This is a genomic window from Burkholderia metallica (assembly GCF_902832845.1).
Taxonomy (GTDB): domain Bacteria; phylum Pseudomonadota; class Gammaproteobacteria; order Burkholderiales; family Burkholderiaceae; genus Burkholderia; species Burkholderia metallica.
Map to the genome: position 1 here is coordinate 566826 of NZ_CADFDB010000002.1, position 26183 is coordinate 593008.

22 protein-coding genes are annotated in these 26183 nt (G+C 65.9%); 14 read left to right on the plus strand and 8 right to left on the minus strand.

All coding sequences use genetic code 11. The features are described from left to right. The first annotated feature begins 200 nt into the window (after positions 1–200). Positions 201–1901, plus strand: coding sequence for a dihydroxyacetone kinase family protein (locus HWX08_RS09875; protein ID WP_174921454.1), 1701 nt, complete (start codon positions 201–203; stop codon positions 1899–1901). A 146-nt stretch (positions 1902–2047) separates the two neighbouring features. Here HWX08_RS09875 and HWX08_RS09880 read toward each other — a convergent pair whose 3' ends face one another. Next, positions 2048–2503, minus strand: a complete 456-nt coding sequence (locus HWX08_RS09880; RefSeq protein ID WP_157126828.1) for a hypothetical protein — start codon at positions 2501–2503, stop codon at positions 2048–2050. Positions 2504–2554: 51 nt separating this feature from the next. Then, positions 2555–2842: a DUF1330 domain-containing protein gene (locus tag HWX08_RS09885; RefSeq protein WP_174921455.1), complete on the minus strand. Its 288-nt coding sequence runs from the start codon at positions 2840–2842 to the stop codon at positions 2555–2557. 689 nt (positions 2843–3531) lie between these two features. On the opposite strand from HWX08_RS09885, the gene HWX08_RS09890 reads away from it, so the two are divergent. Further along, entirely contained in the window at positions 3532–4464 is a 933-nt protein-coding gene (locus HWX08_RS09890) for an MBL fold metallo-hydrolase (RefSeq protein ID WP_069258739.1), read from the plus strand. A gap of 380 nt (positions 4465–4844) precedes the next feature. On the opposite strand, the gene HWX08_RS09895 is transcribed toward HWX08_RS09890, so the two are convergent. Next, a complete protein-coding gene (locus HWX08_RS09895) occupies positions 4845–5705 on the minus strand; it encodes an HTD2 family dehydratase (protein ID WP_174921456.1) in 861 nt (286 codons plus the stop codon). Positions 5706–6024: 319 nt separating this feature from the next. Between HWX08_RS09895 and HWX08_RS09900 the strand changes: the two genes are divergently transcribed. The 7 genes from HWX08_RS09900 (at position 6025) to HWX08_RS09930 (ending at position 12871) form a co-directional block, all read left to right on the plus strand. Beyond that, positions 6025–6504, plus strand: a complete 480-nt coding sequence (locus HWX08_RS09900) for a MarR family winged helix-turn-helix transcriptional regulator (protein WP_069258741.1) — start codon at positions 6025–6027, stop codon at positions 6502–6504. Then, positions 6501–8642, plus strand: coding sequence for an FUSC family protein (locus tag HWX08_RS09905; protein WP_175807003.1), 2142 nt, complete (start codon positions 6501–6503; stop codon positions 8640–8642). The genes HWX08_RS09900 and HWX08_RS09905 overlap by 4 nt, the downstream gene beginning before the upstream one ends. A 34-nt stretch (positions 8643–8676) precedes the next feature. Next, positions 8677–8889, plus strand: coding sequence for a DUF1656 domain-containing protein (locus HWX08_RS09910; protein ID WP_059522018.1), 213 nt, complete (start codon positions 8677–8679; stop codon positions 8887–8889). A gap of 1 nt (position 8890) precedes the next feature. Next, entirely contained in the window at positions 8891–9886 is a 996-nt protein-coding gene (locus HWX08_RS09915) for an efflux RND transporter periplasmic adaptor subunit (RefSeq protein WP_174922691.1), read from the plus strand. Beyond that, entirely contained in the window at positions 9883–11448 is a 1566-nt protein-coding gene (locus HWX08_RS09920; protein WP_174922692.1) for an efflux transporter outer membrane subunit, read from the plus strand. Before HWX08_RS09915 ends, HWX08_RS09920 begins: the two co-directional genes overlap by 4 nt. Positions 11449–11770: 322 nt before the next feature. Further along, on the plus strand, positions 11771–12196 hold the full coding sequence (locus HWX08_RS09925) for a TOBE domain-containing protein (protein WP_174922693.1): 426 nt from the start codon (positions 11771–11773) through the stop codon (positions 12194–12196). An 84-nt stretch (positions 12197–12280) separates the two neighbouring features. Then, positions 12281–12871, plus strand: a complete 591-nt coding sequence (locus HWX08_RS09930; RefSeq protein WP_174922694.1) for a nitrogen fixation protein NifQ — start codon at positions 12281–12283, stop codon at positions 12869–12871. Positions 12872–12962: 91 nt separating this feature from the next. Here the strand turns inward: HWX08_RS09930 and HWX08_RS09935 are convergent, their stop codons facing one another. Both HWX08_RS09935 and HWX08_RS09940 read right to left on the minus strand, forming a co-directional pair. Next, complete coding sequence (locus tag HWX08_RS09935) at positions 12963–14024, minus strand: DMT family transporter (protein WP_174922695.1); 1062 nt, start codon at positions 14022–14024, stop codon at positions 12963–12965. 502 nt (positions 14025–14526) lie between these two features. Continuing rightward, positions 14527–15201: a ProQ/FinO family protein gene (locus tag HWX08_RS09940; protein ID WP_174922721.1), complete on the minus strand. Its 675-nt coding sequence runs from the start codon at positions 15199–15201 to the stop codon at positions 14527–14529. Between the two features lie 704 nt (positions 15202–15905). Here HWX08_RS09940 and HWX08_RS09945 point away from each other — a divergent pair. Further along, positions 15906–16490 (plus strand): DUF2889 domain-containing protein, encoded by a 585-nt coding sequence (locus HWX08_RS09945; RefSeq protein WP_174922696.1) that lies wholly within the window; start codon positions 15906–15908, stop codon positions 16488–16490. Between the two features lie 107 nt (positions 16491–16597). Here the strand turns inward: HWX08_RS09945 and HWX08_RS09950 are convergent, their stop codons facing one another. Together HWX08_RS09950 and HWX08_RS09955 are read right to left on the minus strand one after the other, a co-directional pair. After that, positions 16598–17089: a flavodoxin family protein gene (locus HWX08_RS09950; protein WP_069258109.1), complete on the minus strand. Its 492-nt coding sequence runs from the start codon at positions 17087–17089 to the stop codon at positions 16598–16600. Between the two features lie 179 nt (positions 17090–17268). Then, positions 17269–17922, minus strand: coding sequence for a TetR/AcrR family transcriptional regulator (locus tag HWX08_RS09955; protein ID WP_174922697.1), 654 nt, complete (start codon positions 17920–17922; stop codon positions 17269–17271). Between the two features lie 83 nt (positions 17923–18005). Between HWX08_RS09955 and HWX08_RS09960 the strand changes: the two genes are divergently transcribed. From HWX08_RS09960 to HWX08_RS09975, 4 genes are all read left to right on the plus strand, one after another. Next, on the plus strand, positions 18006–19130 hold the full coding sequence (locus tag HWX08_RS09960) for an MBL fold metallo-hydrolase (protein WP_174922698.1): 1125 nt from the start codon (positions 18006–18008) through the stop codon (positions 19128–19130). A 136-nt stretch (positions 19131–19266) separates the two neighbouring features. Beyond that, complete coding sequence (locus HWX08_RS09965; protein WP_174922699.1) at positions 19267–20283, plus strand: AraC family transcriptional regulator; 1017 nt, start codon at positions 19267–19269, stop codon at positions 20281–20283. A 1841-nt stretch (positions 20284–22124) separates the two neighbouring features. Beyond that, positions 22125–22823, plus strand: a complete 699-nt coding sequence (locus HWX08_RS09970; protein ID WP_069258113.1) for a ParA family protein — start codon at positions 22125–22127, stop codon at positions 22821–22823. Then, entirely contained in the window at positions 22816–23847 is a 1032-nt protein-coding gene (locus HWX08_RS09975; protein ID WP_174922700.1) for a ParB/RepB/Spo0J family partition protein, read from the plus strand. Before HWX08_RS09970 ends, HWX08_RS09975 begins: the two co-directional genes overlap by 8 nt. A gap of 112 nt (positions 23848–23959) precedes the next feature. Here HWX08_RS09975 and HWX08_RS09980 read toward each other — a convergent pair whose 3' ends face one another. Then, positions 23960–25276 (minus strand): replication initiation protein, encoded by a 1317-nt coding sequence (locus HWX08_RS09980; RefSeq protein WP_069258115.1) that lies wholly within the window; start codon positions 25274–25276, stop codon positions 23960–23962. Positions 25277–26183: the final 907 nt, after the last annotated feature.

The following is a 26183-nucleotide window of genomic DNA, read 5'->3' on the forward strand; positions in this document are numbered from 1 at the left end:
CGATCCGTGCAGCAACGTCCGAACCTGATGTATCGTGGCGCGAAGCGTGCGCCGCGTCCTCCTCCCGCATCCGGTCCTCCGTTACCCGATCGCGTGCGTCCGGCGACAGCGCGCCCGCACGATCCTGCGCACCATGCGAGGCCGCCCGGCGCCCGAGCGGGCCCGGCCGCGCCGCGCTCACCCGTCCGGAATCCATCGCCATGAAAAAGCTCGTCAACCGCCCGTCCGATGTCGTGCGAGAAATGCTGGAAGGCATCGCGCGGCAGTCGCCCCATCTCGCGATCCTCGGCGACGAGCACGTGCTCGTCCGCCAGCCGCTGCCCGAGCCGGCGCAGCGCCCGGTCGCCGTTCTTTCCGGCGGCGGCAGCGGCCACGAACCCGCGCACGGCGGCTATGTCGGCGAAGGGATGCTGAGCGCGGCCGTGTGCGGCGAAGTGTTCACGTCGCCGTCCATCGACGCCGTGCTCGCCGCGATCCGCGCGAGCGCCGGCCCGAACGGCGCCCTGCTGATCGTGAAGAACTATACCGGCGACCGGCTCAATTTCGGGCTCGCCGCCGAACTCGCGCGCGCCGAAGGCATTCCGGTCGAAACGGTCATCGTCGCCGACGACGTCGCGTTGCGCGGCCGCGTCGAGCGCGGCCAGCGGCGCGGGATCGCCGGCACCGTGCTGATCCACAAGCTCGCCGGCGCGGCTGCCGCGCGCGGGCTGCCACTCGCCCGCGTCGCGGCGATCGCGCGCGACGCGGCGGCCGAACTCGGCACGATGGGCGTCGCGCTCGACGGCTGCACGATCCCCGGCGCCGACAAGTCGGGCTTCAGCCTCGGCGATCACGAGATCGAACTCGGACTCGGCATCCACGGCGAGAAAGGCGTCGAACGCCGCGCGCCGCTGCCGGCCGACGCGCTCGTCGACACGCTGCTGTCGAGCATCGTCGCCGACCTCGTGCTCGATCGCGGCGAACGCGTCGCGCTGTTCGTCAACGGCCTCGGCGCGACGCCGGACATGGAACTCGCGATCGTGCTGCGCGCCGCGTACGACAACCTGCACCGGCGCGGCATCGTCGTCGCCCGCGCGTGGGCCGGCACGTTCCTGTCGGCGCTGAACATGCCCGGCTGCTCGATTTCCGTGCTGCGGCTGAACGACGAACGCGCGGGCCTGCTCGACGCGCCCACGCAGGCGCGCGCGTGGCCGGGCGGCGGCGCGGTGAATACGCAGATCCGCGTGGCCACGGCCGCCGCGCAGGAAGCGCCGTTGCCGCCGCTCGATGCGGCCGGCCGTGCGTGGGCCGGGCGCCTGCAACCGGCGCTGCACGCGGTCGCGCAGACGCTGACCGATCACGAACAGACGCTGACCGACCTCGATGCGGCGGCCGGCGACGGCGATCTCGGCGCGAGCATGCTGCGCGCCGCGCAGGCGATCGTCGCGCTGCCGGACGCCGCATACGGCACGCCGGCCGGTACGCTCGCGGCGCTCGGCGCCGCGTTGCGCCGCGCGATCGCCGGCAGCTCGGGGCCGTTCTACGCGACCGCGCTGCTGCGCGCATCGCGCCGGCTGGCCGGGATCGACGAGCCGTCGGCGCGCGACTGGGCCGCGGCGTTCCGCGGCGCGGTGGAGTCGATCAGCGAGCTGGGCGGCGCGCACGCCGGCGACCGGACGATGCTCGATGCGCTGGTGCCGGCCGTCACCGCGTTCGAGCGCGCGCTCGATGGCGACAAGGATGCGTCGGCTGCATGGGCGGCGGCCGTCGAAGCGGCCGAACGAGGTGCGGAGGAAACGGCTCGGATGACGCCGCGCGCGGGGCGCGCCAGCTATCTCGGCGAGCGCGCGATCGGCACGCCGGATGGCGGTGCGGTGGCGGTGTCGTACTGGTTGCGCGCGTTGCAGCCGCACATCGGGTGAAGGGTAAAGGCTGAACGCGCGGCGTCGCGCGTTCGATGCATCGACACGCGGGACGCGATGTCGCGCCGCGTGCCGATGCCGCGGATCGCTGCGAGGCCCGGCGCCTTCACCTGCGTCGACGTCCGCATCGAAGCGCCCGCCATCGATCAGCGCGGCTTCGTCCGACCGGGCAACAACGCCGCGCCGACCGACGCGGCGCCGAAACTCGCCAGCCAGCACCAGTAGCCGATCGCGTCGAGATGCACGGGCTCGACGTCCCCCGCTTCGTTGACGATGATCCGCTGCTGCGCCAGAAAGCTCATCCCGAACAACAACGCGAGCACGGCCAGCACGACCGCCTGGGTGCGGTAGCGCTTCGCCGTCAGCAGCCACGCGGCAAGCACGAGCGGATTGGCGAGCCACGCGCAGATGCCGTCGAACACGCCCAACCAGCCGGTCAGCAGCACCTCCCAGCCATCGGCCCACGGCTGCGGATCGGGCGAACCGGTGCGAAACGGCGTGGTGAACATCGCGACCAGATACAGCACCACGCTGATCGCAAGCAGACCGGTCGTGGCGCGGCCCATCGGCGGGCGAACGGGCGCGGAAGTCGTCGTCGTCATGAGTGGGCGCGTACGCGGGCATCGCGTCGCGTCGACGCCCTGCGGGGCCGCTCAGACACCTTCGACCAGCACCGCGCGATAGCGCGCCCCGTTGAACCGGTGCTGGACGATGGCCTGGTATTCGGGGCCGTGATACCACGCGTGCGCCGCTTCCTTCGACGGGAACTCGACGATCACGACGCCTTCCGGGCCCTCGCCTTCCAGCGTTTCCTGCGGCCCGTACGCGGCAAGCACCTTCACCGGATGTCCGGCGAGCGTCGCGCCGACCTTGCTCTGGTAGCGGTCGAATTCTTGCTGGTCCTGCATGCTTTCACGTGTAAACACGATGTAAGTGGCCAAGATACGTGCTCCTGATGCGATGCGTAAAAAGGGGGACTCACGCGGCGCCATCGGAAGCCGCGCGGGTCGTGCGTACCGCGACCGCGCATGCAGCGTGCGCGGCCAGCGAGCAGATTACAGCGGTTTGGCGAAGCGCGTCGGGACCGGTGGCGGCGCGTCGCATGCGTGCGTCGCGCATCATCCTTCGGCGACCGGCAACGAACGGCGCGGGGTTCGCCGCCCGAACGGAAGTCGATACCACCGCACATGTCCTCACGGAACGGAACGCGGTTCGCGGCCAGCTCGCCTGGAATACGCCCCGGCCGTTCGCGGCTTCCCATAAACGGCATCCATTACCTCGCCCATCGCCCTGCAACGAACAGCGAGTGATGGGCTTTTCGGGTATCGGGACGGCGTCGCGATTGCGCGTGGTCGTGCACGGACATCGTCGCGCGCTCCCCGCTCGCCGAATCCGGTCACCCCGCTTCGGCGCGCGATCGTCGTCCGCTGCCGCTTCGCCGTCGATTGTTGTCTCCAGGACAACATCATGTGCGCCCGTGCAGCGCTACTGGCGCGCGCCGCCGCTACCTACAATCGTCCACACGCTCGATCGACAGACGAGCGAAACGCGGTGCACGACACCTGACGTCGCACTCGCCAACCGCGCTGCGCTGCGCGGCTTACCCACTCGATGAACAGGACATTTCAACATGAGCGCATCAATCCGCAACGTACGACCGGTTACCGCCCCGCTGGGCAACGACGGTTCGGGCGAGCTCGTTTCTTCCCGCTATGCCGTGCGCGTGGGCGATGTGGACGTCGTGCTGATCAGCGACGGCGTGCTGCCGCTGCCGACTTCCACGATGTCCACCAACGCGAGCGAAGCGGACCGCAACGCCTGGTTCGACGGCCGCTTCCTGCAGCGCGACATGTTCGACTGGGCGCTGAACATCGCGCTCGTGCGCAGCGGCGATCGCCTGATCCTGATCGACTCGGGCGTGGGAGACGGCTTCGACTATTTCACGCGCGCCGGGCGCTCGGTCATGCGTCTGGAATCGGCCGGCATCGACCTCGCGGCCATCACCGATATCGTGATCACGCACATGCACATGGATCACGTTGGCGGGCTGAACAACGACGGCGTCAAGGCGAAGCTGCGCCCGGACGTACGCATTCACGTATCGGCAGCGGAAGTGGCGTTCTGGAAGCAGCCCGACTTCAGCAAGACGGTGATGCCGGAAGCCGTTCCGCCGGCGCTGCGCAAGGCTGCCGACCGGTTCGTCGCACTCTATCGCGAGAACTTCGTGCAGTTCGAGCAGACCGCGGAAATCGCGCCGGGCGTGTCGGCGCGCGTGACGGGCGGGCACACGCCCGGACACTGCGTGGTGGACATCGCGTCGAACGGCGAAAGGCTGACGTTCGTGGGCGACGCGATCTTCGAAGTCAACTTCGACCATCCCGAGTGGCAAAACGGCTTCGAGCACGATCCCGAAGGGTCCGTCGACGTGCGTCTCGCACTGTTCAAGGAAGCCGCCGAGACCGGTGCGATGCTCGCCGCCGCGCACGTCGCGTTCCCGTCGATCGGGCACGTCGCACGAGACGGGGACGGCTTCCGCTTCGTTCCTGTTACGTGGGATTACTGAACATTGGCAGGCGGATGAAGATCGTCGCCTGCGCCGCACCGGCGATATCCGGTCTGCGCTGATTCTTCCCGCAGACATCGCCGGCGCGTCGTGACGACGAGCGACGTCGCGCGAATCGGCATCCGCCCGAACAAGGACGCCGCCGCACTTTCGTGCGGCGGCGTCAGTCCGTCTGAACCCTGCTCTGCTCACTCCGCGACCGCGTCCACCGCGGCCTTCACGACGCCGACGATTTCGTCCGCTGCCTCTTTCGTCGCCACGAGCGGTCGGCCGAACGGGACGCGACGCTTCACCGACGAGCGCGCAGCGTGCCCGTTCCGTCGTGGCGCGTGCCGGGTTCTTCGTCGATGAAGCCGACGACACACGGCACGCGTCACATGTCATGCAAGCGTCGCGGTGGCCTGCATCGTCAGCCAGCCGTCGCGATCCTTCGCCCACAACTCGATCGTCGTACCGTCGTCCGACGGTTTGCCGCACAACGTGAACGGCTCGCCGTCGAACGTCGGGCGCACCGCGCGGAACGCGAAGCTCGCGAGCGTCGCGTCGGGCCGTTCGCGGCGCACGAGATCGGCGAGCAGCGTCGCGATCAGCGGGCCGTGCACGACGAGCCCCGGATAGCCTTCCTCCTGCGTCACGTAGCTGCGGTCGTAGTGGATGCGGTGACCGTTGAAGGTCAGCGCCGAATAGCGGAACAGCATCACGGCGTCGGCTGTTACCGTGCGCGCCCACGCCTCGCCCGCCGGCGCCGCGACCGGCTTCGGCGCCGGTGCGCCCGGCAGCGGCGCGTCTCGATAGACGATGTCGTGCTCCTCCTCGACGCACAGCGCGCCGTCGCATTCGATCCGGTGCTGCACCGTCACGAACACGAGCCGGCCGCTGCGGCCCGTCTTGTCCTCGAGGTTCGCGACCGTCGATTCGCGCGTCGCGCGCCGCCCCGTGCGCAGCGGCGCATGGAACGTCAGGCGGCCGCCGGCCCACATGCGGCGCGGCAGCGGCACGGGCGGCAGGAAGCCGCCGCGCTTCGGGTGGCCGTCGGGGCCGACTTCGGCCAGCGGCGCGACGGGCAGGAAATAAAGCCAGTGCCACATCGGCGGCACGACGTCGCCGGGCGACGGACGGTCGAGCGTGGCGGCCAGCGCGTTCAGCGGGAACGCGGTGATGTCGTCGCCGAGGGTTTCGGTCTTGCCGAGCCACGCGTCGAGCGATGCGGAGGCCGGGGGCTGCGAGGATGAGGTGGACACGTGCGGAATCTCCGGGATGCAGGCAATGGCCCAATATGCACGCAGTCCGCCGTTTCGCGAAGCCGGATTTCCCGAACCCCGGCTTCGAATCAGCCTGACCCGCCGGGCAGCCCCGCCGGACGGCTTTCGTCCGATCATTTGAACCTTCGATCGCAACCGCCGCGCGCCCGGACGGCGCCGGAAACCTTACAGCTTGACCATCCCCCGCACGCCACCTAAATTGCTTCGAACGGGCCGGCCGTGCCGCACGCGACGTTTCATTCGCGCCTCAAAAAACGATAGTTTGCTATCGAATTAATTTGGCCCTATCATCTCGCCCATGACCAATCTGCACGACCTCCGCCTCGCCGTCAGCAGCCTGCTGGTGCTGTCCGCGCGCAAGTGGCGCCGTACCAGCGACGGCGTGCTGACCGCGTACAACGTGTCCGAGGCGTGTGCGACGCCGCTGCTGATCGCCGGGCGTCTCGGCGAGAGCGTGCGGCAAGGCACGCTCGCCGAACACGTCGGCATCGAAGGGCCGTCGCTCGTGCGCCTGCTCGACCAGCTGTGCGCGGCCGGCCTCGCGCGCCGCGACGACGATCCGCACGATCGACGCGCGAAAACGATTTCATTGACGGCCGCCGGCCGCGCGGTCACCGCGAAGATGGAGGAAGACCTGCGCGTGCTGCGCGCGCAGGTGCTCAAGGGCGTCTCGCGCGCCGATCTCGAGGCGACGCTGCGCGTGCTCGCCGCGTTCAATGCGTCCGAGTCGCACACGCACGCCGCGCGTGCTTCCCACACCGGCGACGCCACGTCATGACCTATCCGAGCCTCCGCGACTGGCTGTTCTCGGGCAAGACGTTCGCCGCGTCGATGCTGGCGCTGTACCTCGGCCTGTATTTCCAGTTGCCGCGCCCGTACTGGGCGATGGCGAGCGTCTACATCGTGTCGAATCCGTTCGTCGGCGCGACGCGCTCGAAGGCGCTGTATCGCGCGCTCGGCACCGCGCTCGGCGCGGCCGCCGCGATCTTCTTCGTGCCGCCGTTCGTCGAGACGCCGCTGCTGTTCGCGATCATCGTCGCCACCTGGTGCGGCACGCTGCTGTACCTCGCGATCTCCGATCGCACCGCGCGCAGCTACGTGTTCATGCTCGCCGGCTATACGATGCCGCTCGTCGCGCTGCCGACCGTGACCGATCCGTCCACCGTGTTCGACGTCGCGATCGCGCGCACCGAGGAGATCGTGCTCGGCATCGTGTGCGCGAGCGTCGTGGGCAGCGCGATCTTCCCGAACCGGCTCGCGCCGACGCTGATCGAGCGCACCGACGCGTGGTTCAAGGACGCCGCGTTCTACGGCCGCGAGACGCTGTCCGGGCACCTGGCCGGCAAGGCGCTGTCCGCGTGCCGGCAGCGCCTCGCGGCGACCATCACCGGCCTCGAATTCCTGCTGAGCCAGCTGAGCTACGACCATGCGCATCCGCGCATCCTCGCGCGCGCACAGGCGCTCGCGGGCCGGATGCAGCTGTTCCTGCCGCTGATGTCGTCGCTCGCCGATCCGTTGATCGCGCTGATGCGCGACCTGCACGTCCGGCCGGCCGGGCTCGACGAGCTGCTCGCCGATGCCGCGAAATGGTTCGACGCGCCGCTGCCGGCCGTGCGCGCCGGCAGCGACGGCGACATGCCCGCCGATCCGGTCGCGGATCGCCTGCGCGAACGCATTGCCGCACTGCAGCCGGCCGACCACGCGCTGACGAGCTGGGACGGCGCGCTGCTGTCGAACGCGCTGTGGCGGCTGCGCCAGGTCATCGACATCTGGCAGGACTGCCGCTCGCTGCGCGCGCTGATCGGCAACGAAGCGGGCGTCTGGCAGCCGCGCTACCGGCACTGGCGGCTTGGCGGCACCGAGCGTTTCTTCGATCGCGGGATGATGCTGTTCTCGACGCTGACCGTGGTCGCCGCGATCGTGTTCGCGAGCTGGCTGTGGATCGCGTCCGGCTGGCACGACGGCGCCGCGGCCGTCACGCTCGTGGCCGTGTCGTGCAGCTTCTTCGCCGCGCTCGACGAGCCGGCGCCGCTCGTGTTCAAGTTCTTCCTCGCGACGACCGCGAGCGTCGTGTTCGCGGGCCTGTACCTGTTCGTCGTGCTGCCGCACGTGCACGATTTCGCGATGCTCGTCGTGATGTTCGCGGGCCCGTTCATCCTGATCGGCACGCTGCTGCCGCGCCCGCAGTTCAACATGGTGACGATGCTCGTCGCCGTGAACACGGCCACCTTCATCAGCATCCAGGGGGCGTACGACGCCGATTTCTTCGTGTTCCTGAACAGCAACCTCGCGGGCGTCGCCGGGCTGCTGTTCGCCTATGTGTGGACGCGTGCGACGCGGCCGTTCGGCGCGGAACTCGCGGTGCGGCGCCTGCTGCGCTCGGGCTGGGAAGACGTCGCGCGCTCCGCGTCGACGCAACCGCTCGACGACCAGCGCAACCACGCGTCGCGGATGCTCGATCGCGTCACGCAGCTGCTGCCGCGCCTCGGCGCGTCGGACGACCACCGCCACCCGTCGATCGAAAGCTTCCGCGACCTGCGCATCGCGCTCAATGCGCTCGACCTGCGCCGCTCGCGCCGCCGGCTGTCCGGCGACGTGCCCGATGCGATCGACCGCGTGCTGGCCGGCGTCACCGATCACTATGCGCGCTGCGCCGCCGCGAACGCGCGCCAGCCGGCGCCGCCCGCGCTGCTCGCGACGATCGACGACGCGCTGCGCCGCGTCGCGGGCCGCAACCTGCCGGGCACCGCGCCGGCCGGCGACGGCACGGCGAGCGCCGCGCCCGCCGCACCGGCCACGCCCGCCACGCATCGCCGGCTGCGCGACACGCTGCACGCGCTCGTCGGCCTGCGCCTGTCGCTGTATCCGGCCGAGGCGGGGCATCCGCCGCAGGCGCCGGACGGAGCACGCGCATGATCCCGCTTTCCCATCCGTCCTTCCGACCGCGACCATGATCGGCGAAATCGACATTTTCGGCGTATTCGTGCCGGCCCCGCTCGTACTGATGCTGATCGCGTACCTGATCAACATCGTCGTGCGCGCCGTGCTCGAGCGCGTCGGCTTCTACCGCCTCGTCTGGCACCGTTCGATCTTCGACCTCGGCATCTACGTGTTCGTGTTTGCCGCCGTCGTGATCGTTTCCCACCGTCTCGTGGCTACCTAACGTGAAAAAAACCTGGCTCTCGGCAGGGCAAATCCTGCTCACCCTGATCGTCGTCGTCGTGGCCGCCATCGTGCTGTGGCGCATCGTCAACTACTACATGTTCTCGCCGTGGACCCGCGACGGTCACGTGCGCGCCGACGTGATCCAGGTCGCGCCGGACGTGGCGGGCCTCATCACGTCGGTGCAGGTCGTCGACAACCAGGAGGTCAGGCGCGGCCAGGTGCTGTTCGTGATCGACCAGGCGCGCTACGCGCTCGCGGAACGGCTCGCCGAAGCCACGCTCGCGCAGCGCCGCGCGACGCTCGCCCAGGCGAAGCGCGAATACGCGCGCAACCTGCAGCTCGGCAACCTGGTCGCGAGCGAACAGGTCGAGGAAAGCCGCACGCGCGTCGAACAGGGCGAAGCCGCCGTCGCCGACGCGCAGGTGTCGCTCGACACCGCGAAGCTGAACCTGCAGCGCACGACCATCGTCAGCCCCGTAGACGGCTACCTGAACGACCGCGCGCCGCGCGTCGGCGAATACGTGCCGGCCGGCCGCGCGGTGCTGTCGGTCGTCGACCGCAACTCGTTCCGCGTCGACGGCTACTTCGAGGAAACCAAGCTGCGCGGCATCCACATCGGCCAGCCGGTGGACATCATCGTGATGGGCGAGCCGCATGCGCTGCGCGGCCACGTGCAGAGCATCGTCGCCGCGATCGAGGATCGCGACCGCACGCAGGGCGCGAACCTGCTGCCGAACGTGAACCCGGCGTTCAGCTGGGTGCGGCTCGCGCAGCGCGTGCCGGTGCGCGTCGTGCTCGACGAGGTGCCGGACGATTTCCGGATGATCGCGGGCCGCACCGCGACCGTGTCGATGCGCGACGCCGACACGCGCCGCAACGACAACGCGAAGCCGACGGCCGGCGCGTCGGCAGCTGCCGCCGGCACCGCGTCGGCCGTCACGCCGGTAGCGACGGCTTCCGGCACGGCCGCCGGCGCGGCAGGAGCATCGCAATGAGCCGGCACGCCCCGCGCGTCGCCGCGCCGCTCGCGTCGCTCACGTCACTTGCCCCGCTTGCACTTGCGCTCGCGCTCGGCGCGTGCAAATCCGTCGGCCCCGACTACACGCTGCCGCAGCAGGCGTACGTGAATGCGCCGCTCGCGAACCATGCGCTCGACGACGCGAACGCCACGCTCGTGTCGCGCGACGTCGTGCCCGGCAACTGGTGGCAGCTCTACGACGACCCCGTGCTCAACGCGCTCGTGCGCGACGCACTGAAGTCGAACACCGACCTGCGCGTCGCCGCGGCCAACCTCGCGCGCTCGCGCGCGGCGCTGGAAGTCGCGAGCCGGCAGGGCGGCTTCTCGGGCGGCGCGGAAGCCGCGGTGCAGCGCGCGCAGGAATCGGCCGAGCAATACCTGCTCGAGAACAAGCTGCCGGTCGTCAACGAAGGCTCGGTCGGCATCAACGTGTCGTACGAGATCGACCTGTTCGGCAAGCTGCGGCGCGGCGTCGAAGCCGCGCGCGCGGACAGCGAGGCCGTCCGCGCGGCCGGCGACCTGGCGCGCATCACGGTCGTCGCCGATGTCGTGCGCGCGTACGTCGAATCGTGTTCGGCCGGCGACGAGCTGGCTGTCGCGAAGCAGTCGCTCGCGCTGCAGCAGCAGCGCGTGAAACTGTCGCAGCGGCTGCGCGACGCGGGACGCGGCAACCAGACCGACGTGACGCGCGGCGTGACGCAGGTGCGTACGTTGTCCGCCGACATCCCGCGCTTCGAAGGCCGCCGCAAGGTCGCGCAATACCAGCTTGCCGCGCTGCTCGCGCGCTCGCCGGCCGATCTGCCGAAGGCCGTCACCGAATGCGAGCGCCTGCCGAAGCTGCGCCAGCCGATTCCGATCGGCGACGGCGCCGCGCTGCTGCGCCGTCGGCCCGACGTGCGTGCCGCCGAGCGGCAGCTCGCCGCGGCGACCGCGCGCATCGGCGTGGCAACCGCCGCGCTGTACCCGTCGATCAGCATCGGCGCGTCGGCCGGCTCGGTCGGCGTCGCCGCCGACCTGTTCTCGTCCACGACGAATCGCTGGTCGTTCGGCCCGCTGATCAGCTGGTCGTTCCCGGTCAACGGCCAGCGTGCACGCGTGCGCGAAGCCGAAGCGGCGACGGGCGGCGCGCTCGCGCACTTCGACGGCGTCGTGCTGAACGCGCTGCGCGAGACGCAGTCGAGCCTCGCGACCTATGCGGCCGACGTGCAGCGCACGGAAGCGCTGCGCACGGCCTACGAATCGGCCCGCAGTTCCGCCGACGAAACGCATCGTCTCTATCGGGCCGGCCGCGAATCGTTCATCTCCGATCTCGACGCGACGCGCACGCTCACCGGCGTGCAGGCGCAGGTGGCGGCTGCCGAAGGGCAGGTCGCGGCCGACCAGGTGCGGCTCTTTCTCGCGCTCGGCGGCGGGTGGGAGGACGATGCGGCGCCCGAGGCGGCGAAGTCGACGCCGTTGCCGATGTCGCAGCCGATGTCGCAGCAGGCGCCGGCAAGCGGTGCGTCGGCGGCCTCGGCCGCAGTTGATGCAGCCGAGTAAGCCGCCGGGCGCTTCAGGTTGTTTCGCGGCGCAGCAGGCGGAGCCGGCGTAACGCCGTCGTTCTGCTCGCCCGACGACGGGCAGCATGGGGGGCGTATCGTCGTCGCTCTGCTTGCCGGACGACGCGCACACCCGCCCGGGTTCGCCGGAAGCGCCCGACGAACGACACGCCGGGCAGCCGCTCGATCATTCGCAAACGGATGCCGGGCATCGCAAATCCCGGCCGTATTTCGCCGGCATAGACGGTAAACTCATCCGCAATTTCCCGTCTTTTACCCGCCGCTCGCCTCGCGCCGGGCGACTCATTTTCCGGAGATTCATCATGCGAACCAGCGCCCGCAACCATTTCGCCGGCCAGGTCAGCGCCGTCAAGACCGGTGCCGTCAACGACGAAATCACGCTCCGCACGCAGGACGGCCTCGACATCGTCGCCGTGATCACCCACGGCAGCGCGGCAGCGCTGGGCCTCGCGGCCGGCTCGAAGGCGTTCGCGCTCATCAAGGCGTCGTCGGTCATCGTGATGGTCGACGTCGACAGCAGCAAGGTGTCGGCCCGCAACTGCATCGCGGGCACCGTCTCGTCGGTCGAAAAGGGTGCGGTCAATTCGGAAGTCGTGATCAAGGCCGCCGCCGGCGCCGAGATCGTCGCGATCGTCACCAACGACAGCGTCGCTCGCCTCGGCCTCGCGAGCGGCACGGCTGCGTCCGCGATCTTCAAGGCATCGAGCGTGATCGTCGGCGTCGAGTGAACGCGTGACGATCGCGATGGCGATCCGGCCGGCGCCGCGCATCCGCACGGATCGCGCCGCCCGGCTGTCGGGCCGGTACACGCGATGACAACCGCGTCCGATCAGACGCGACAACGGGCACTGCAAGCGCTGCTGTCCGCGGCGGCCGACGCCGACACGCCCGATGCGCGGCTGTTCGGCGCACTCGTTGCGGCACGCGCGCACCGCAACGAACTCGGGCTGCTCGGCCTGTCTCATGCGCAACTGGCCGGCCTGCTGGCGCGGCACTTTCCGCGCCTGCCTGCGGCCGACGCCGCGGCACTCGCGCCGACGGCCGCGATGGCCCTGCTGTCATCCCCGCATGCGACGTTCGTCGCGACGCTGCACGCGCGGCTGATGAACGACGCGCATCCCGCTGCCGACCATGACGACGCCGACTGTCTCGCGTCGATCATCGCGCACGCGTGTCTGCGCCCCGATCATCTGTGGCGCGATCTCGGGCTCGACGGGCGCGACGCGGTATCCGCGATGCTCGACCGCTATTTCCCCGCGCTCGCCGCGCGTAACGTCGCTCAGTTGCGCTGGAAAAAATTTCTCGCGCAGGAAGTGGCCGCTTCGCTCGGTGTGCCGCCCGGACCTGCGCCCGGGTGTCCGGGTTGTGAAGATTTCGGCTTCTGTTTTCCTCACGCACGATAGTCGCCACGGCGGTACTGCTGCCCGCGCGATTCAGCGCACACCCCATAAACGGTTACCTTGTGTGCCGTCTTGCCCACCGTCACCGATGCGGTCAATGCCGGTGCCGGTGATGAATGTCCGGAAAATGCGCATGGCTGTGCGTGATCGGCAAATGCACGTGCGGATGCGAGTGCGGTTCGCGGCCGTCGTACGCAAAGTCATGCGCATGCTGGTGATGTTCATCATGCCGATGCCAATGCGTGTGTTCGAGCCGCTCGTGCGTATGCGTATGTTCATGCCGTTCGCGAACGTGCAGCCAGATGCCGAGTGCCATCAGCGCGGCCGCGGTCCAGAACGTTGCGGGCGGCAGCGCGGGCCAGATCAGCAGCGACAGCACGACGCCGAACAGCGGCGCGATCGAGAAATACGCGCCCGTGCGGGCGCTGCCGAGATGGCGCAGCGCGACGACGAACAGCACGAGGCTGATTCCGTAGCCGCCGAGCCCCGTCAGCATCGCGGCGGCCGTGACCGGCGCGGCCGGCAGCGTCGCGCCGTTCGCCAGCGCGATGCCGATATTCACGGGGCCGGCGATCAGCCCCTTCACGCACGCGATGACCATCGCATCGTTCGCGGCTACCTTGCGGGTCAGGTTGTTGTCGATCGCCCAGCACAGGCAGGCGCCGGCGATCAGCAATGCGCCGACCGGCACGCCGGCCCGACCGGGCGTCCACGACAGCAACGTGCCGCCGGCGACGATCGCGACCATCCCGACGAACACCTGCGTATCGACGTTCTCGCGAAACACGACCCATGCGATGACGGCCGTCAGCACGCCTTCGAGATTGAGCATCAACGCGCTCGTCGCCGCGGGCGTGCTCGATAGCCCGAGCATCAGCAACGCCGGGCCGGCCACCCCGCCCGCCGCGATCGCACCGGCCAGCCACGGCAGATCGGCGCGCTGCAGCGGCGCGGCGCCCGCGGCCGATGTACGTCCGTCGTGCAGGCGGCGAAGCAGGATCCCGATACCAAGCCCGACGCCGCTGCCGAGATAGAACAGGCCTGCGACCATGAACGGCGACATCGCGCCGATCAGCGCCTTCGCGAGCGGTGTCGCGGCGCCGAACAGCGCGGCGGCGGTGAGCGCGACGAGAATCGCGGAATGTCTCGTGTGCATGATCCGGTTTGAATGGAAGTTGAAAGGGGCAAGCCCGTGCTTCGGGTGGTGTCGCCGTTGATTTGCCGGGCTGTTCGAAATGCGGGCAGCAACGCTTCGGCCGATTTTCAGGCAACCCGACGACTCCGTCGGGATTATCGACCGTCATCATGTCACGACACCGGGCGCGAGCGCTCGCACGCCGGTCGATGCGTGCCGGTATGTTCTTGTTTTAGGAAACCGAATTAATTGATCGAAGCGTTGCCGCATTCGCGGCATGCATACCGTCCATGCGCAAACGACGCAGTCGAAACATCGCGCATGCAGCGTCGATCGGCGAACGTTCTTCGTCCGGTCGCAGGGTCTGTTCGGGGCGGGACAGGTAAAGGCCGGGCACGTCGTGTCGTGCCGGTGAGAACAGCGCTGACCCGCGTGTGTCGACGCAGGTCAGCCTGTCGTGTATTCGCCGCATGCGAAGCGCGTGCGGATCAGCGCCGTGCGTGATGCAGCGGCGCGGGCCGGGTTACTCGTTTCCGGCCGTTTGCTGCTCGACCTGCGGCGCTGCGTCGGCTTGCGCGTCCACGTTCGCCGGTTGCGGTTCGGCCGCGGCGTCCGCCTGCTGCTCGACCTTCGGCGCCTGCTGCGCGCCCTTCGCCGATTGCGCCGCACCCTTGCCGGGGCGGCGAGCCTTCAGCCGGCGCGCCCGAGCCGCGTCGTCGTGCGTGACGCGACCTGCTTCGTTGCCCTGCAGATCGACCCGCACCGCGTCTTCGACGAGGCACGACCAGTAGCGGTTGCCGCGGCACCACGTCGACATCGCGTCGCGCAGTTCGGCTTCGTTGAGCCCGATGGCCTCGGCTTCACGTGCGAGGTCGTCCCAGATGCCGACCTTGAGCGGCACTTTGGGGGCCGGATTCTTCGGGAACGCACGCGGAAACTTGCGCTGCAGTTTGCCGATCGCAACGATGACCGGATCGACCGGCGCCGACGGTTTCGCCGAAGCGGGTTTGGCCGAAGCCGGCTTCCCGCGGTGCGGTGCTTTGGCGTCGGCAGCCGGCTTGGCGCCACGCTGCGGCCGGTCGCCGGACTTCGGCTTCGCGCCGGTGTCCGCCGGCGCTGCCGGCCGCTTCGCATTGCGCTCCTGCTTGGCCTTCGCGGCGAGCTGCGCCCGCAATTCGGCAAGTTGTTCAAAACCCATAAATTCAATCCACCAGGATATATAAGGTGTGGTTCGTGCGGCCATGCCGCGCGGCGCGAAAGCTTCACCGCCATGCGGGCGACCCGTCTGCCGCCGATGCGGAACCCGACGGGGTCGCATCGCGCACGCCACTCTGTTTTCAGGCACCCGGCCACGATGCCGGACAAGGCAGGAGTGGAAGTATACCGGTACGCGCGACGGCCGGTCGACTCGCCGGTCTGCATCGGCCCCTTTCGGGGCACCGGAAAGGCGTCCGTACGGTCGTGTTGCGCATTATAGGGATACGTTCGCGGAAGTCATGCCGTTCGCTCTCCATACAGTGGAAATCGGGGCCATCTTGCGTGTCGGGATTGCCCTGACGGTGGCAATTGTCGACGCGCCGTGCGGGGGTATTTACCGGTTAGACGGTGAACGCGATCGTGGCGTTTCGAGGTTTCAGTGTTTTGGTAATCGCGCCAACGTGACGCGCATGGCGATGAATCTGCACTGGGGGCGTGCCCCTTCCATTGCATCGGTGACCCTGTGTGACTCGTTGCGCCCACATCGATTCCGTTGCGCACGAAAGCGCCGGAAAGTGCGTAGTATGGCCAAATCGATGTCGTCGGCAGCAGACGTCTGGCCGTTTCGCTGCGCACGCAGCCCGCCGTCGACATCCCGCTTGCCTGTCCAAAGAACGAACCGGTAGCACGAAACGGAGCAGATACATGGTGCCCCCACACGACATCCCGCACGACGGCATCACGCGCGAGGAGATTCACCATCGGCAGATCGACATGCGCGGCTATCGACGCAGCGACGGCCAGTTCGAAGTGACGGCCTGCCTCGCGGACCGCAAGACCTTTGATTTCACGCCGCCGGGCGGCACGCGGACGGTCGCTGCGCTGTCGCCGATCCACGACCTCGGGGTAACGCTGGTGTTCGATGCCGACATGATCGTCCGCGCCGTCTCCACGTTCCTTCGATCGCATCCGTATGCCCAATGTCCGGGCGGCGGCGACTCGCTGCAGGCGCTCGTCGGACTGCGCATCGGCGCCGGCTGGAACAGCGAGGTTCGCAAGCGCCTGCCGTCCTGCGATACGTGCACGCACCTGAAGGAATTGCTCGGCCCGATCGCCACCACGGCTTATCAGACGATGGTCGGCATGCGAAAGTCGTCGCTCGAGGACCGCGACAGCGACGGTAAGCCGCTCAAGATCGACAGTTGCCATGCCTATGGTGCGTCGCGCGATCTCGTGCAACGTCTTTGGCCCGAATACCACCGGCCTTCGTCGACGACAAAAAGCAACTGAGGGCCGGCCTCCGACCGATCGCGCGCCCGGATCGGGACGCTCGACAATGCGCGCGTGCTTCGGTCCGGCGCCGCTGGAACCGGACTTCGCCGTCATGGTGTCGATGATCAGAAAACGCCCAGCGCAAGTCCCGCGGCAATACCGGCGCCCAGTTCGGCGCAGCGCGCAAGATCGTCGTGCTCGATCGTCTTCGCCGCGAGAATACGTTCCGGCGTCTGCGCATGCGTACAGACGATCAGGCCCGGCGCCACGTTCTTCAGCCGCCACCCTGTCGCGATCCGGTCGATCTGGCGCAGTGCGTTCTGCCCGTCGCTCCCCGCGCAGATCATCACCGCGTATGGGCGACCGTTCACGCGATCGAGCGCTGCGTAGTAGCAGCGATCGAAGAAATCCTTCATCAGCCCGGACATCGCCGCGAGATTCTCGGGGGTCGCGAACAGGTAGGCGTCGGCGGCGAGCACGTCGTCCGGGCTCGTCGCATCCGCGCGCTGCAGCCTGACGTCGACGCCGGCTTGCTCGCGCGCCGCGCCGGCAGCCGCTTCGGCCATCTGCTGCGTGCCCCCGGTCATCGTGTGATAGACGATCAGCAGCGTCTTCATTCGTCGTTACTCGCGTTCGGTTTCAAATGAATCGGCGGCATCGCCGGTATCGGCTGGCCCTCATATGAAGGCATGTTCCATGCGCCCTTCGGCGGGTCGCCTGTTCGCCGCTGCCTCGCGCGCATCGATCATGCGCGCTGCGCCGGCTTCGGTTCGCGCTTGTTCGCCCGGATATGCGCTCAGTCCGTTGCGGCGCGTGATGCGCCGCCGTCTTCCGGCCGTGCGTAGTACGCAAGAAACATGTCGGCAGCGGATTCGGCGACTTTGCGTTGCTCCGGCGCCGCGAGCGGCGGCTGGCCCATCGTGACCTGCGGCCAGAACGCGAATACCTTCACGACACCGTGCAATTGATGCGCGGCAAAGACCGGATCGGTGACCGACAGGCGCCCGGCCGCCGCGGCCGTCCGCACCCAGACCGTCATGTCTTCCTCGCGCTCGCCGAGACGCTCGACCATGTCGCGCGCCCGTTCCGGCGAATGGATGGCGGCACCGATCGCGACGCGTGCGAGCGCGAGAAATGCCTCGTCGCTGAGCAAGCGCATTTTGCGATCCAGCAACGTGAGCAATTGCTCGCGCAGCGGGACGTCGGCGCGATAGGTCGGCGAGCTGCCTGTCTGCGTCGCCTCCCACATTTTTTGCAGGATCGCGGCGAACAACGTTTCCTTGCCAGGGAAATGGTTGTAGATCGTGCGCTTCGACACGTCCGCGCGTGCGGCGATGCGGTCCATGCTGGTCGCGTCGTAGCCCGCGGCAAGAAATTCCTCGATGGCCGCGTCGACGATGGCCGCGCGCTTTCGATCGGTCAGGCGCTGAGGGGAAGTGCTGGTATCCATTCAGAAATTTTACACCGGGCAGTTTACTTATCCCAAAAATAAACTACACTGTTTAGTGTACTTTATCCATCGGACGAACCGACATGGCATCGCCTCTCGTTTTGATTCATCGCCTTCTGGGTTTCGCGGCCGCCCGACGCGGCCGCGCGCTGTCGGGCCATTCGCCGCAACACAATGGCGAGCGCTTCCGCAATGCCGCACCGCGTCCGGTCGAGGGGTTCGGCAAGACGCTCGGGATTGCCTGGAACATGCTGTTCAACAAGCCGCGCAATACCGTACCGGCAGGCGCGCTGCCCGTCGATTTGCTGACCCGCGCGGAACTCGACGCGGCCCCCGACCGCAGCCTGTACCGGCTAGGGCATTCGACGCTGCTGCTCAAGCTGCGCGGCGAATTCTGGCTGACCGATCCGGTGTTTGCCGAGCGCGCGTCGCCCTTCCGGCGCATCGGCCCGAAACGTTTCCATGCGCCGCCGATTGCGCTCGAGGATATTCCGCCGCTGCGCGGCGTGATCCTGTCGCACGATCACTACGATCATCTCGACCGCGACACGGTGCTCGCGCTCGCGGCGACCACCGACGTGTTCGTGACAACGCTGGGGGTCGGCGACCGCCTGATCGAATGGGGCATCGACGCAAAGAAGGTCCGTCAGCTCGACTGGTGGCAGAGCGTCGACGTGGCCGGCCTGACGCTGACTGCGACTCCCGCCCAGCACTTTTCCGGGCGCAGCCTGTTCGACGGCAACAGTACGTTATGGGCGTCCTGGGTGATCGTCGACGACGACCTGCGCGTGTTCTTCAGCGGCGACACGGGCTACTTCGACGGTTTCCGGACAATCGGCGAGCGCCTCGGGCCGTTCGACGTCACGCTGATCGAAACCGGCGCATACGATGCGCAATGGCCGTACGTGCACATGCAGCCGGAAGAAACCGTGCAGGCGCACATCGATTTGCGCGGACGCTGGCTGGTTCCTATCCACAACGGCACGTTCGATCTCGCGATGCATCGTTGGCAGGATCCGTTCGAGCGCGTAACAGCACTCGCGCTCGTGCATGGTATCGAGCTGTCGACGCCCAGGATGGGCGAGCGCCTCGCGCTCGACGATCCGCATCGCGGCGAGCGATGGTGGCGCACGGTGGACGAGCGTGCGACGGCCGTTGCGCCGAAATCGCGCCGCTGGACGCTTTGCGCATCGCAAGCGACGAAGTAGATCCGCCGATCATTGCTCGATTTTCCCGGAGCGCGGGCATGCCGCGACTCCGGGATGGGCGTTTACCTGTGCATTACCGGCGCACCCGCCTCTCGCCATACCCGCCTGTAGACCCGATTACCTGAATAGAGAAGTCATGCTTCCGGCACCCGCCCGATACGCATCCGGCCAGCGCGCCGACGACGTCACCATCGCTGCAATCAACCCTGCCGGCGCCCGAGCTACGCGCCAGCGTCGGGAGGACGACCTGCGGCAAACGCTCGCCGAGCGCGTCGCGAAATGGACGAAAGGCGTCGATCACCTCGCCACGGCAATTCCCGGCTTGAGCCTCCATCGAAGGGAGGCGCCGACGCAACCGATGGACTGCATGGTCGAGCCGAGCTTTGGTCTCGTCGTTCAAGGCACGAAACGGCTCATTCAGAGCGGCGACGTGTATCTCTGCGACGCCAATCGCTTTCTGATCACGTCGCTCGACTTGCCCGGTTCGACGCAGGTCATCGAGGCCAGCCACGAAAAGCCGTTCCTCGGAATCGGTCTCAAGCTCGATTTCCGCGTGATGGCCGAAGTGATGGCGCAGGTCGCGCCGGATCACGACGAAGCCCCGGCGGGCCGCGGCCTCGTCGTCGGCGATATGAGCGAACCGCTCTACGATGCCGTGAACCGGTTGCTGGCGATGCTGGATGACCCGAGCGCCATTGCCGTTCTCGCACCGTATGTCGAGCGGGAGATCTACTACCGGCTGTTGACGAGCGACCAAGGTGCCCGTCTGCGTCAGATCGCGTCGACGGGCAGTCAGGGCAATCGCGTGTCGCGGGCGATCCAGTGGCTGCGGACGCATTACGACGAATCGCTGCGAGTCGACGATCTGGCGGCGCGGGTTCAGATGAGCAGCTCGACCTTCCATCATCACTTCCGCCAGCTCACCGGGATGAGTCCGCTGCAGTATCAGAAATGGATACGGCTCAACGAGGCGCGGCGGCTGATGCTGTCGGAGCGGCTTGATGCCGCGTCGGCATCGTTCCGGGTCGGATATGCGAGCCCGACCCAGTTCAATCGAGAATACAGCCGGTTGTTCGGCAATTCGCCGAGAAGAGATATCGACAACCTGCGGGGCGGAATGGATGTCGTTCTGTCCGCGGCAGCGAGTTACTGAACTCGTGGACAGTACTGTAAAGGCGCGATGTCGATTTTGACGGCATCTGCGGAATGGCTGGATCGTCCCCAGGTGTGAGGGATCGATTCAGGCGCGGCGGACGACCGCTGCGGGAATTGCGGTTCTTGCCGACTCACCGTTCATGGCTCAGCGCGTGCGTGGGAATTTGAAATCGAATGTCGAAGGGCGGGTGGGAGACGCCTGAAGGCAGACGTCCTCGTAGACTCGCGAGCGAAGGTCGGCGACAAGCCAGCTCGCCAATGCCGCTGGAGTGAACCGGAAAGGTCTGCGCCTCTACCCTGCCTTCAACGATCAGGTCGCTTCACTCTCTTCCGCGGGCCGGTCCGGAAGTCCTCCGATGCCGCTATTCTCACGCGACTCTGCAAATCAATCAGGCTGGGCAGCTGGTGCGTTGTCACGTGACAACTCGCGCGCGGATCGTCGACGCGGATCATCGACGCGGATCATCGAATCGGAGACTCGGCGGCGTGCCGCAAGGCGGGTGGTCTTGGTAGTTTGGGCTCTGCCAGCGCCAGGCACGACGAATACGTTCTAAATACTACATATCACGTATTAAATGACACAATTCCGGGAATTGTCACTCCGGTTTTTGGACATGGTGCCGGAAATGATCATACGCCCCTATTTATGGGGCCGATCTCGATCGTTTGGCGTGAAACAACATGAAGAATATGGCGCAACCCATTGCTGGACAAGGATTTCCGTCAAGACGTCATTTTTCGAAAATGTTTCACGATCCGGCCCGATTGACGTGTCACACGGCCTTCAGGGCTGAAATTTGTCGCATATTTGACTCGCAGACGGAGTTCAGACACGGGCCTTTGAGGCACCGGCCGTAATGGCGGGCACGTGTAACAAAACCGCTCCCCTCCCCTCCTAGTCAACATAGAACGAAGTGGATGCGAATGCGTGTCGTTAATTGGGGACATATCATACCCCGCAGACATTTCGCCGTGGAGTTCAACGTATTGGCCTGCGCCTCCCAGCTGGATCATGAAGACGACGGGCGGCAAGAAGCGCCTCTGGGATTGCCGACTCATTGACGCGCTCGAATCCTCAACAGAGATGCGCACCGACTCGACACGCGGCCTAACGTGTCACTTCGACACCCCATTACCCTCTGGATCGCCCCGGTTGTCACGTGACAACGCATCACTCGACCGACTCGGATAGGCGCATTACGCAACGTATCAACGACTGCAAATGACGTCACTGCAGTCGATCAGCTCATCGCCATCCGAGTTCGATCGTGACAGCGCTAAAAAGACTCCGTGCCGAAGCCACCTCCACCCGATTCGATTGTCACGTGACAACTCGCCTTACTGACGGCGGCTGGATCTATCCAATGCCTAAGGCGAGCATCTAAACGATCTCGTCATATCCGTGACCCGCATTGAGACGACGATTTCCTGACGATGGATAGCCCTGAGGGGATCGAACTCTTGTCGCTTGTCACGTGACAACTACGTTTTCCTCGGCAGCTCCCGAAACACAATTCCCGGAATCGCGACGAGCCTCGTCAAGAACGATACGCAGAATCAAAAGCCGCAACCCTATGTGCGAATACTCAATCGCCGCTGCCGCCCCTCGGATTTTGTCTCTAGATTTTTGTTGATGTTTTCAATCGTCTAGCGTCGTCGCAAATTTTATTTTTACTCAGCGACTAACCATGGCTGGAGAACTAGCCATTCAGCCAACTTGTCACGTGACAACCGCATCGATCCACTAGACACACATCGAGACATACACCAAATCGAACGCTTTTCTGGACATTTTTCTAATAACTGCATATATTACGCAAAACTCCCTGGAGGAATTTAATGGCTTTCAAGATCGCCGTCAGTAATCAAAAAGGTGGGACTGGAAAGACAACCATCTCCGTCAACATCGCTGCCGCGTTCGAAGCGGGCGGCAACAAGGTCGCGCTGATCGATGCCGACCCTCAAGGCACATCCGTCCGATGGGTGACGAGCGGCGAGAACACGCTGCCGATGACGGTCCTCTCGCTGGCCCCTGCCGGTCGCGGCATCGGCGGCGAGATCAAGAAGCAGGACGCGAACTTCGACGTGATCGTCGTCGACTGTCCCGGCAACCTCGAGGATCCGCGTATCGCATCGGTACTCGAAGTCGCCGATTTCTGCCTCGTGCCGCTGTCGCCGTCGCCGGCCGATCTCTACAGCACCGTCGCGATGATCCGGATGATCGAGTCGATGCGATCTGTCCGTAACCCCAATCTTTCTTCTGCATTAATGCTGAATAGCGTTAATGGAAAAACTAAAATGCGTGAAGAAATTTTAAAAATTCTAAGAGCAGAAGAAATAGGGGAGCATCTGCTCGACAGCCAGATCGCGCAACGCGAGGTCTACCGTCAGACGTTTGCGCTCGGCACCACGATCCATCATCACAATCGATACCTGAAGGGCCTGAAAGAAGCCCGTGCGGAAATCGAAAAGCTGGTCACGGAAATGGCCCAATACATCGCGTCGACGCGCGCTACAGGAGCCGCCGCCCATGGCTAAGGACACCTCGAAAGACAAGAAGCCGACCGGCAACCTGCATCTCGCAGCCGGCCTGCTGCGCGGACTCGCGCAGGAAAATGCCGCCCTCGAAACGCGGCTGCCCGAACCTGCGGCCGCACCCGATGTCGTCGGCGAAACGGCGCCCACGAACGTTCCGTCCGCGGCCACATCCGCCGCCTCGCAGGATCTCGGCGCGCCGCAGAAGGTGCAGGTCAAGGATTGCATCCCGAACCCGTTCAACCCGCGCGTCTTCTACTCGGAATCGAGCCTGCACGAGCTCGCGCTGACGCTGAAACGGGAAGGGCAGATCGAGCCGATCAAGGTGACGCGGCTTCCGGAGTTTCCGGGCAAGCTCGTGGTGATCGACGGTCAGCGCCGGCTCCGCGCGACGAGCATCAACGGCGACGAAACCATCAACGCCACGTTCCGTACGGATCACACGCCCGAACAGCTCTATACGATCGCGTATCGCGCGAACCACGACCACGAACGCCAGACGATCTTCGACGACGCGGTCGCGTGGAAGCGTCTACTCGACGAGAAAGTCTTTTCCGACCAGAACACGCTGGCGGAGAAGATCGGCAAGGACAAGGCATCGATCAGCAAGACGCTGTCGCTCAATGCTCTCCCGAACACGCTGCTGGAACGGATGGCGAGCGCGAGCGACGTGGTCGGCCTGCAGGCGGCGTACTTCCTGAAGCTGATCTTCGAACGCCTGGGCGAGCCGACGGCCGACCGGTTGCTCACGGCCGTGATCGACCGGAAAAAATCGGTTCGCGATCTCGAGAATTTCCTGCGCGCGCAAAGCGACGGCAGCAAGAAAGCGGGGCGCACGCGTTACAGCGTTCGGCACGACTTCGCGCTCGAATCGCGTGCGATCGGTCAGTTGAAGACCTATCCGGACGGACGTGTGGATCTTCAGCTCAAGGGCGTCGACGCATCGCACCAGGAGGCGCTCGCCGACAAGCTCAAGACCGTCATCGATGCATACGTTGCCGAACTGGCAACGACCACGCAGCAGTAACGGACGAAAAGCAGAAGGCCTCGCATCCGCGTGGCATCGCGAAGCCGGACGACGACGTCCGGCACGCGGCATCCACCCGGCTGCGAGGCCTCGTTCGATTGCTTCAGCCGCGTCAGTTGCCTGCGAGGCTGCTCTTCAGCAGGAATTCCAGCAGGTCGTCCGAAGTCGGCTCGCCCCACGTATCCAGTGCGAGCCACCGGAAGAAGCTGGTCTGCGCGAGCTTGCTCGCCTTCTTCTTCGGCGACAGCGTCAAATCCTTCGAGCCTGCCACGGTCTCGTTGTAACGCTCGATCAGCTTGGTCTGGTCGTCGATCTCCAGTTCGCGGAAATACGCGCCGGCTTCCTCGACCTTCGCCGCCAGGTATTTGTCGCGAATCTGCTCCTGCTTGCTCTGCGCGGATTCCTTCGCCGGCGCGACCGTCTCCGTTCCCTGCCCGTCCGCCAGCGTGTAGCCGTGCGTCAGCGCCTTGCGGAAATAGGCGGCCACGTTGTCGATCGGCGCCGCATTCTTCTTCGTAGTCCGATTGAGCGTATAGGCGATCGCCGCCTTGATGCGCTGCACGCCGTATTGCGTGATCAGCCGGCGCGCCTCCGAACGCGGAATGCCGAACTTGGCGACCTCGTCGACGAGCGCCTCGTTCTTGACGTCGCCATCTTCCACCGTGTCGGTGCTCTGCTTGCGCGTCACCTTGAACTGGACGGCTTCCACGCTCCGGCCGGCCTTGTGTTCGATCAGCTCGAGCGTGTGATCCGATACTTCGTTCACCTCCTGAATGCACGGCACCAGGACCTTGCTCTTGAACAGCTTGTATTCCTTGTACGACTGCGACGCCTTGTCCTGGCCGAGAATGAGGTCGCGAAATTTCGGCAGCGGGATCTTCGCGGTGATGCCGATCCCCTCATAGCGCACCGTGTTCTCCCACAACGCGAGCGAGTGCGACCGCCGGAACTCGCGGGCGATCCGCATATCGATCAGTGCGTAGATTTCGGGGTTGAGCAACTCGCTGCGAATCTGGTCGGAGAAGCTGTACTTCAGCACCGACTGCTCGAGCTCCGCGCCCGCGAGCAGGCCGGACGCTTTCCAGACCGTCGATCGATCCGCGGCCAGATAGTCCCAGTTGACGACGGTACTGATCAGCGAGTTGACCGTGTCCTTCACGTACTTCGTGTTGTTGCTGTTCAACCCGCTCTCGTGCGAAAGCGACGCGAGCGAAATCGAGAAGCTCGTGCGGCCCGGCTCGAACGCCTCCTGCCGAAGCGCGTTCTTGATCAGCGAGCTGAACATCTTGCGCTGCTGCAGACCGATCTTTCCGGACTTGGGCGCGATATGAATCGCCTGCACCGCCTTGCGCAGCAAGTCGGGCGGCTCGGGAGTCTGAAACAGCGAAACCTGTTTGTCGGAGCCTTTGCTTGCGGGCTTGCGCGGCATCTTAATGTCCGGATAAGGTCACCTTGGTGAGAGCGGACTTTATACCTTTTCGTGCCAACGGGCAACGTCCCTGTTCCCGCGTTACTTGCACTATCAGAGCTAAGCTCCGGATACGAAAGGAAAAATCATGTTCAGACAATCTGCTCGGCGTCCCATACCCGTCTACCTTTCCGCCAAAATGCTTCCCACAAGCCGCTACCTTTCATACTCGGACACGGAAACCCGGCACGAGATTTGCCCCCGGCAAGGTAACCGTCCATGGGAGGCAATCGGGCAAAACGGAGCGTGTCGGGCGCATTCATGGTGCCGTGCAGCACAGCGGCTTTTCGTCCCATAACCGGCTACCTTCGACGACTCCCACAGGTGGGTACCTGTCGACCGGATTCGACGATGGCGCGCCTGTCGATTTTGGCCTAGGAGGGAGATATCGCTCCCATAAACGGCAACCAATCGGTTTCCCCATAAAAGGTTACCTGTCCGTGCCGTCGATCCTGTTTATGGGAGCCGGCCATGGGATGTCTTCGCGGTATGCGTTCACCCGCTGCAAATGCTCCCCATAACCGGGTACCTTTGATGCGCCCCATAAATGGCTACCAGAAGAATATCCCTGTGCTCCTCAGCATCCAGCGATCAAAAAAACGCCTCCCATAAAAGGCTACCTACAGGGGTTCCCATAGATGGCTACCCGACGCTTTTCCAGGCCGATTTCCCATAACCGGGTACGCTTGCCCCATATCCACAACCCCAACTCCCCACAGCGCGGTACCCCAAACCCCAAATCCACAGACCTTAAGCCCCAAATCCTTCCACCTGTGCTCCCATAAATGGGTACCGAACGCCTGTCAAACCCTTATCAGATAAGGCTGTGAGCCGTCTAAAGGTAGTTAAAGAAGTAAACGTTGTTTAC

Excerpts from the sequence above, each read along its gene's own strand:
- HWX08_RS09875 (WP_174921454.1), top strand. The coding sequence starts at position 201 with ATGAAAAAGCTCGTCAACCGCCCGTCCGATGTCGTGCGAGAAATGCTG.
- HWX08_RS09880 (WP_157126828.1), bottom strand. The coding sequence starts at position 2,503 with ATGACGACGACGACTTCCGCGCCCGTTCGCCCGCCGATGGGCCGCGCC.
- HWX08_RS09890 (WP_069258739.1), top strand. The coding sequence starts at position 3,532 with ATGAGCGCATCAATCCGCAACGTACGACCGGTTACCGCCCCGCTGGGC.
- HWX08_RS09900 (WP_069258741.1), top strand. The coding sequence starts at position 6,025 with ATGACCAATCTGCACGACCTCCGCCTCGCCGTCAGCAGCCTGCTGGTG.
- HWX08_RS09905 (WP_175807003.1), top strand. The coding sequence starts at position 6,501 with ATGACCTATCCGAGCCTCCGCGACTGGCTGTTCTCGGGCAAGACGTTC.
- HWX08_RS09910 (WP_059522018.1), top strand. The coding sequence starts at position 8,677 with ATGATCGGCGAAATCGACATTTTCGGCGTATTCGTGCCGGCCCCGCTC.
- HWX08_RS09920 (WP_174922692.1), top strand. The coding sequence starts at position 9,883 with ATGAGCCGGCACGCCCCGCGCGTCGCCGCGCCGCTCGCGTCGCTCACG.
- HWX08_RS09925 (WP_174922693.1), top strand. The coding sequence starts at position 11,771 with ATGCGAACCAGCGCCCGCAACCATTTCGCCGGCCAGGTCAGCGCCGTC.
- HWX08_RS09930 (WP_174922694.1), top strand. The coding sequence starts at position 12,281 with ATGACAACCGCGTCCGATCAGACGCGACAACGGGCACTGCAAGCGCTG.
- HWX08_RS09935 (WP_174922695.1), bottom strand. The coding sequence starts at position 14,024 with ATGCACACGAGACATTCCGCGATTCTCGTCGCGCTCACCGCCGCCGCG.
- HWX08_RS09940 (WP_174922721.1), bottom strand. The coding sequence starts at position 15,201 with ATGGGTTTTGAACAACTTGCCGAATTGCGGGCGCAGCTCGCCGCGAAG.
- HWX08_RS09945 (WP_174922696.1), top strand. The coding sequence starts at position 15,906 with ATGGTGCCCCCACACGACATCCCGCACGACGGCATCACGCGCGAGGAG.
- HWX08_RS09950 (WP_069258109.1), bottom strand. The coding sequence starts at position 17,089 with ATGAAGACGCTGCTGATCGTCTATCACACGATGACCGGGGGCACGCAG.
- HWX08_RS09955 (WP_174922697.1), bottom strand. The coding sequence starts at position 17,922 with ATGGATACCAGCACTTCCCCTCAGCGCCTGACCGATCGAAAGCGCGCG.
- HWX08_RS09960 (WP_174922698.1), top strand. The coding sequence starts at position 18,006 with ATGGCATCGCCTCTCGTTTTGATTCATCGCCTTCTGGGTTTCGCGGCC.
- HWX08_RS09965 (WP_174922699.1), top strand. The coding sequence starts at position 19,267 with ATGCTTCCGGCACCCGCCCGATACGCATCCGGCCAGCGCGCCGACGAC.
- HWX08_RS09970 (WP_069258113.1), top strand. The coding sequence starts at position 22,125 with ATGGCTTTCAAGATCGCCGTCAGTAATCAAAAAGGTGGGACTGGAAAG.
- HWX08_RS09975 (WP_174922700.1), top strand. The coding sequence starts at position 22,816 with ATGGCTAAGGACACCTCGAAAGACAAGAAGCCGACCGGCAACCTGCAT.
- HWX08_RS09980 (WP_069258115.1), bottom strand. The coding sequence starts at position 25,276 with ATGCCGCGCAAGCCCGCAAGCAAAGGCTCCGACAAACAGGTTTCGCTG.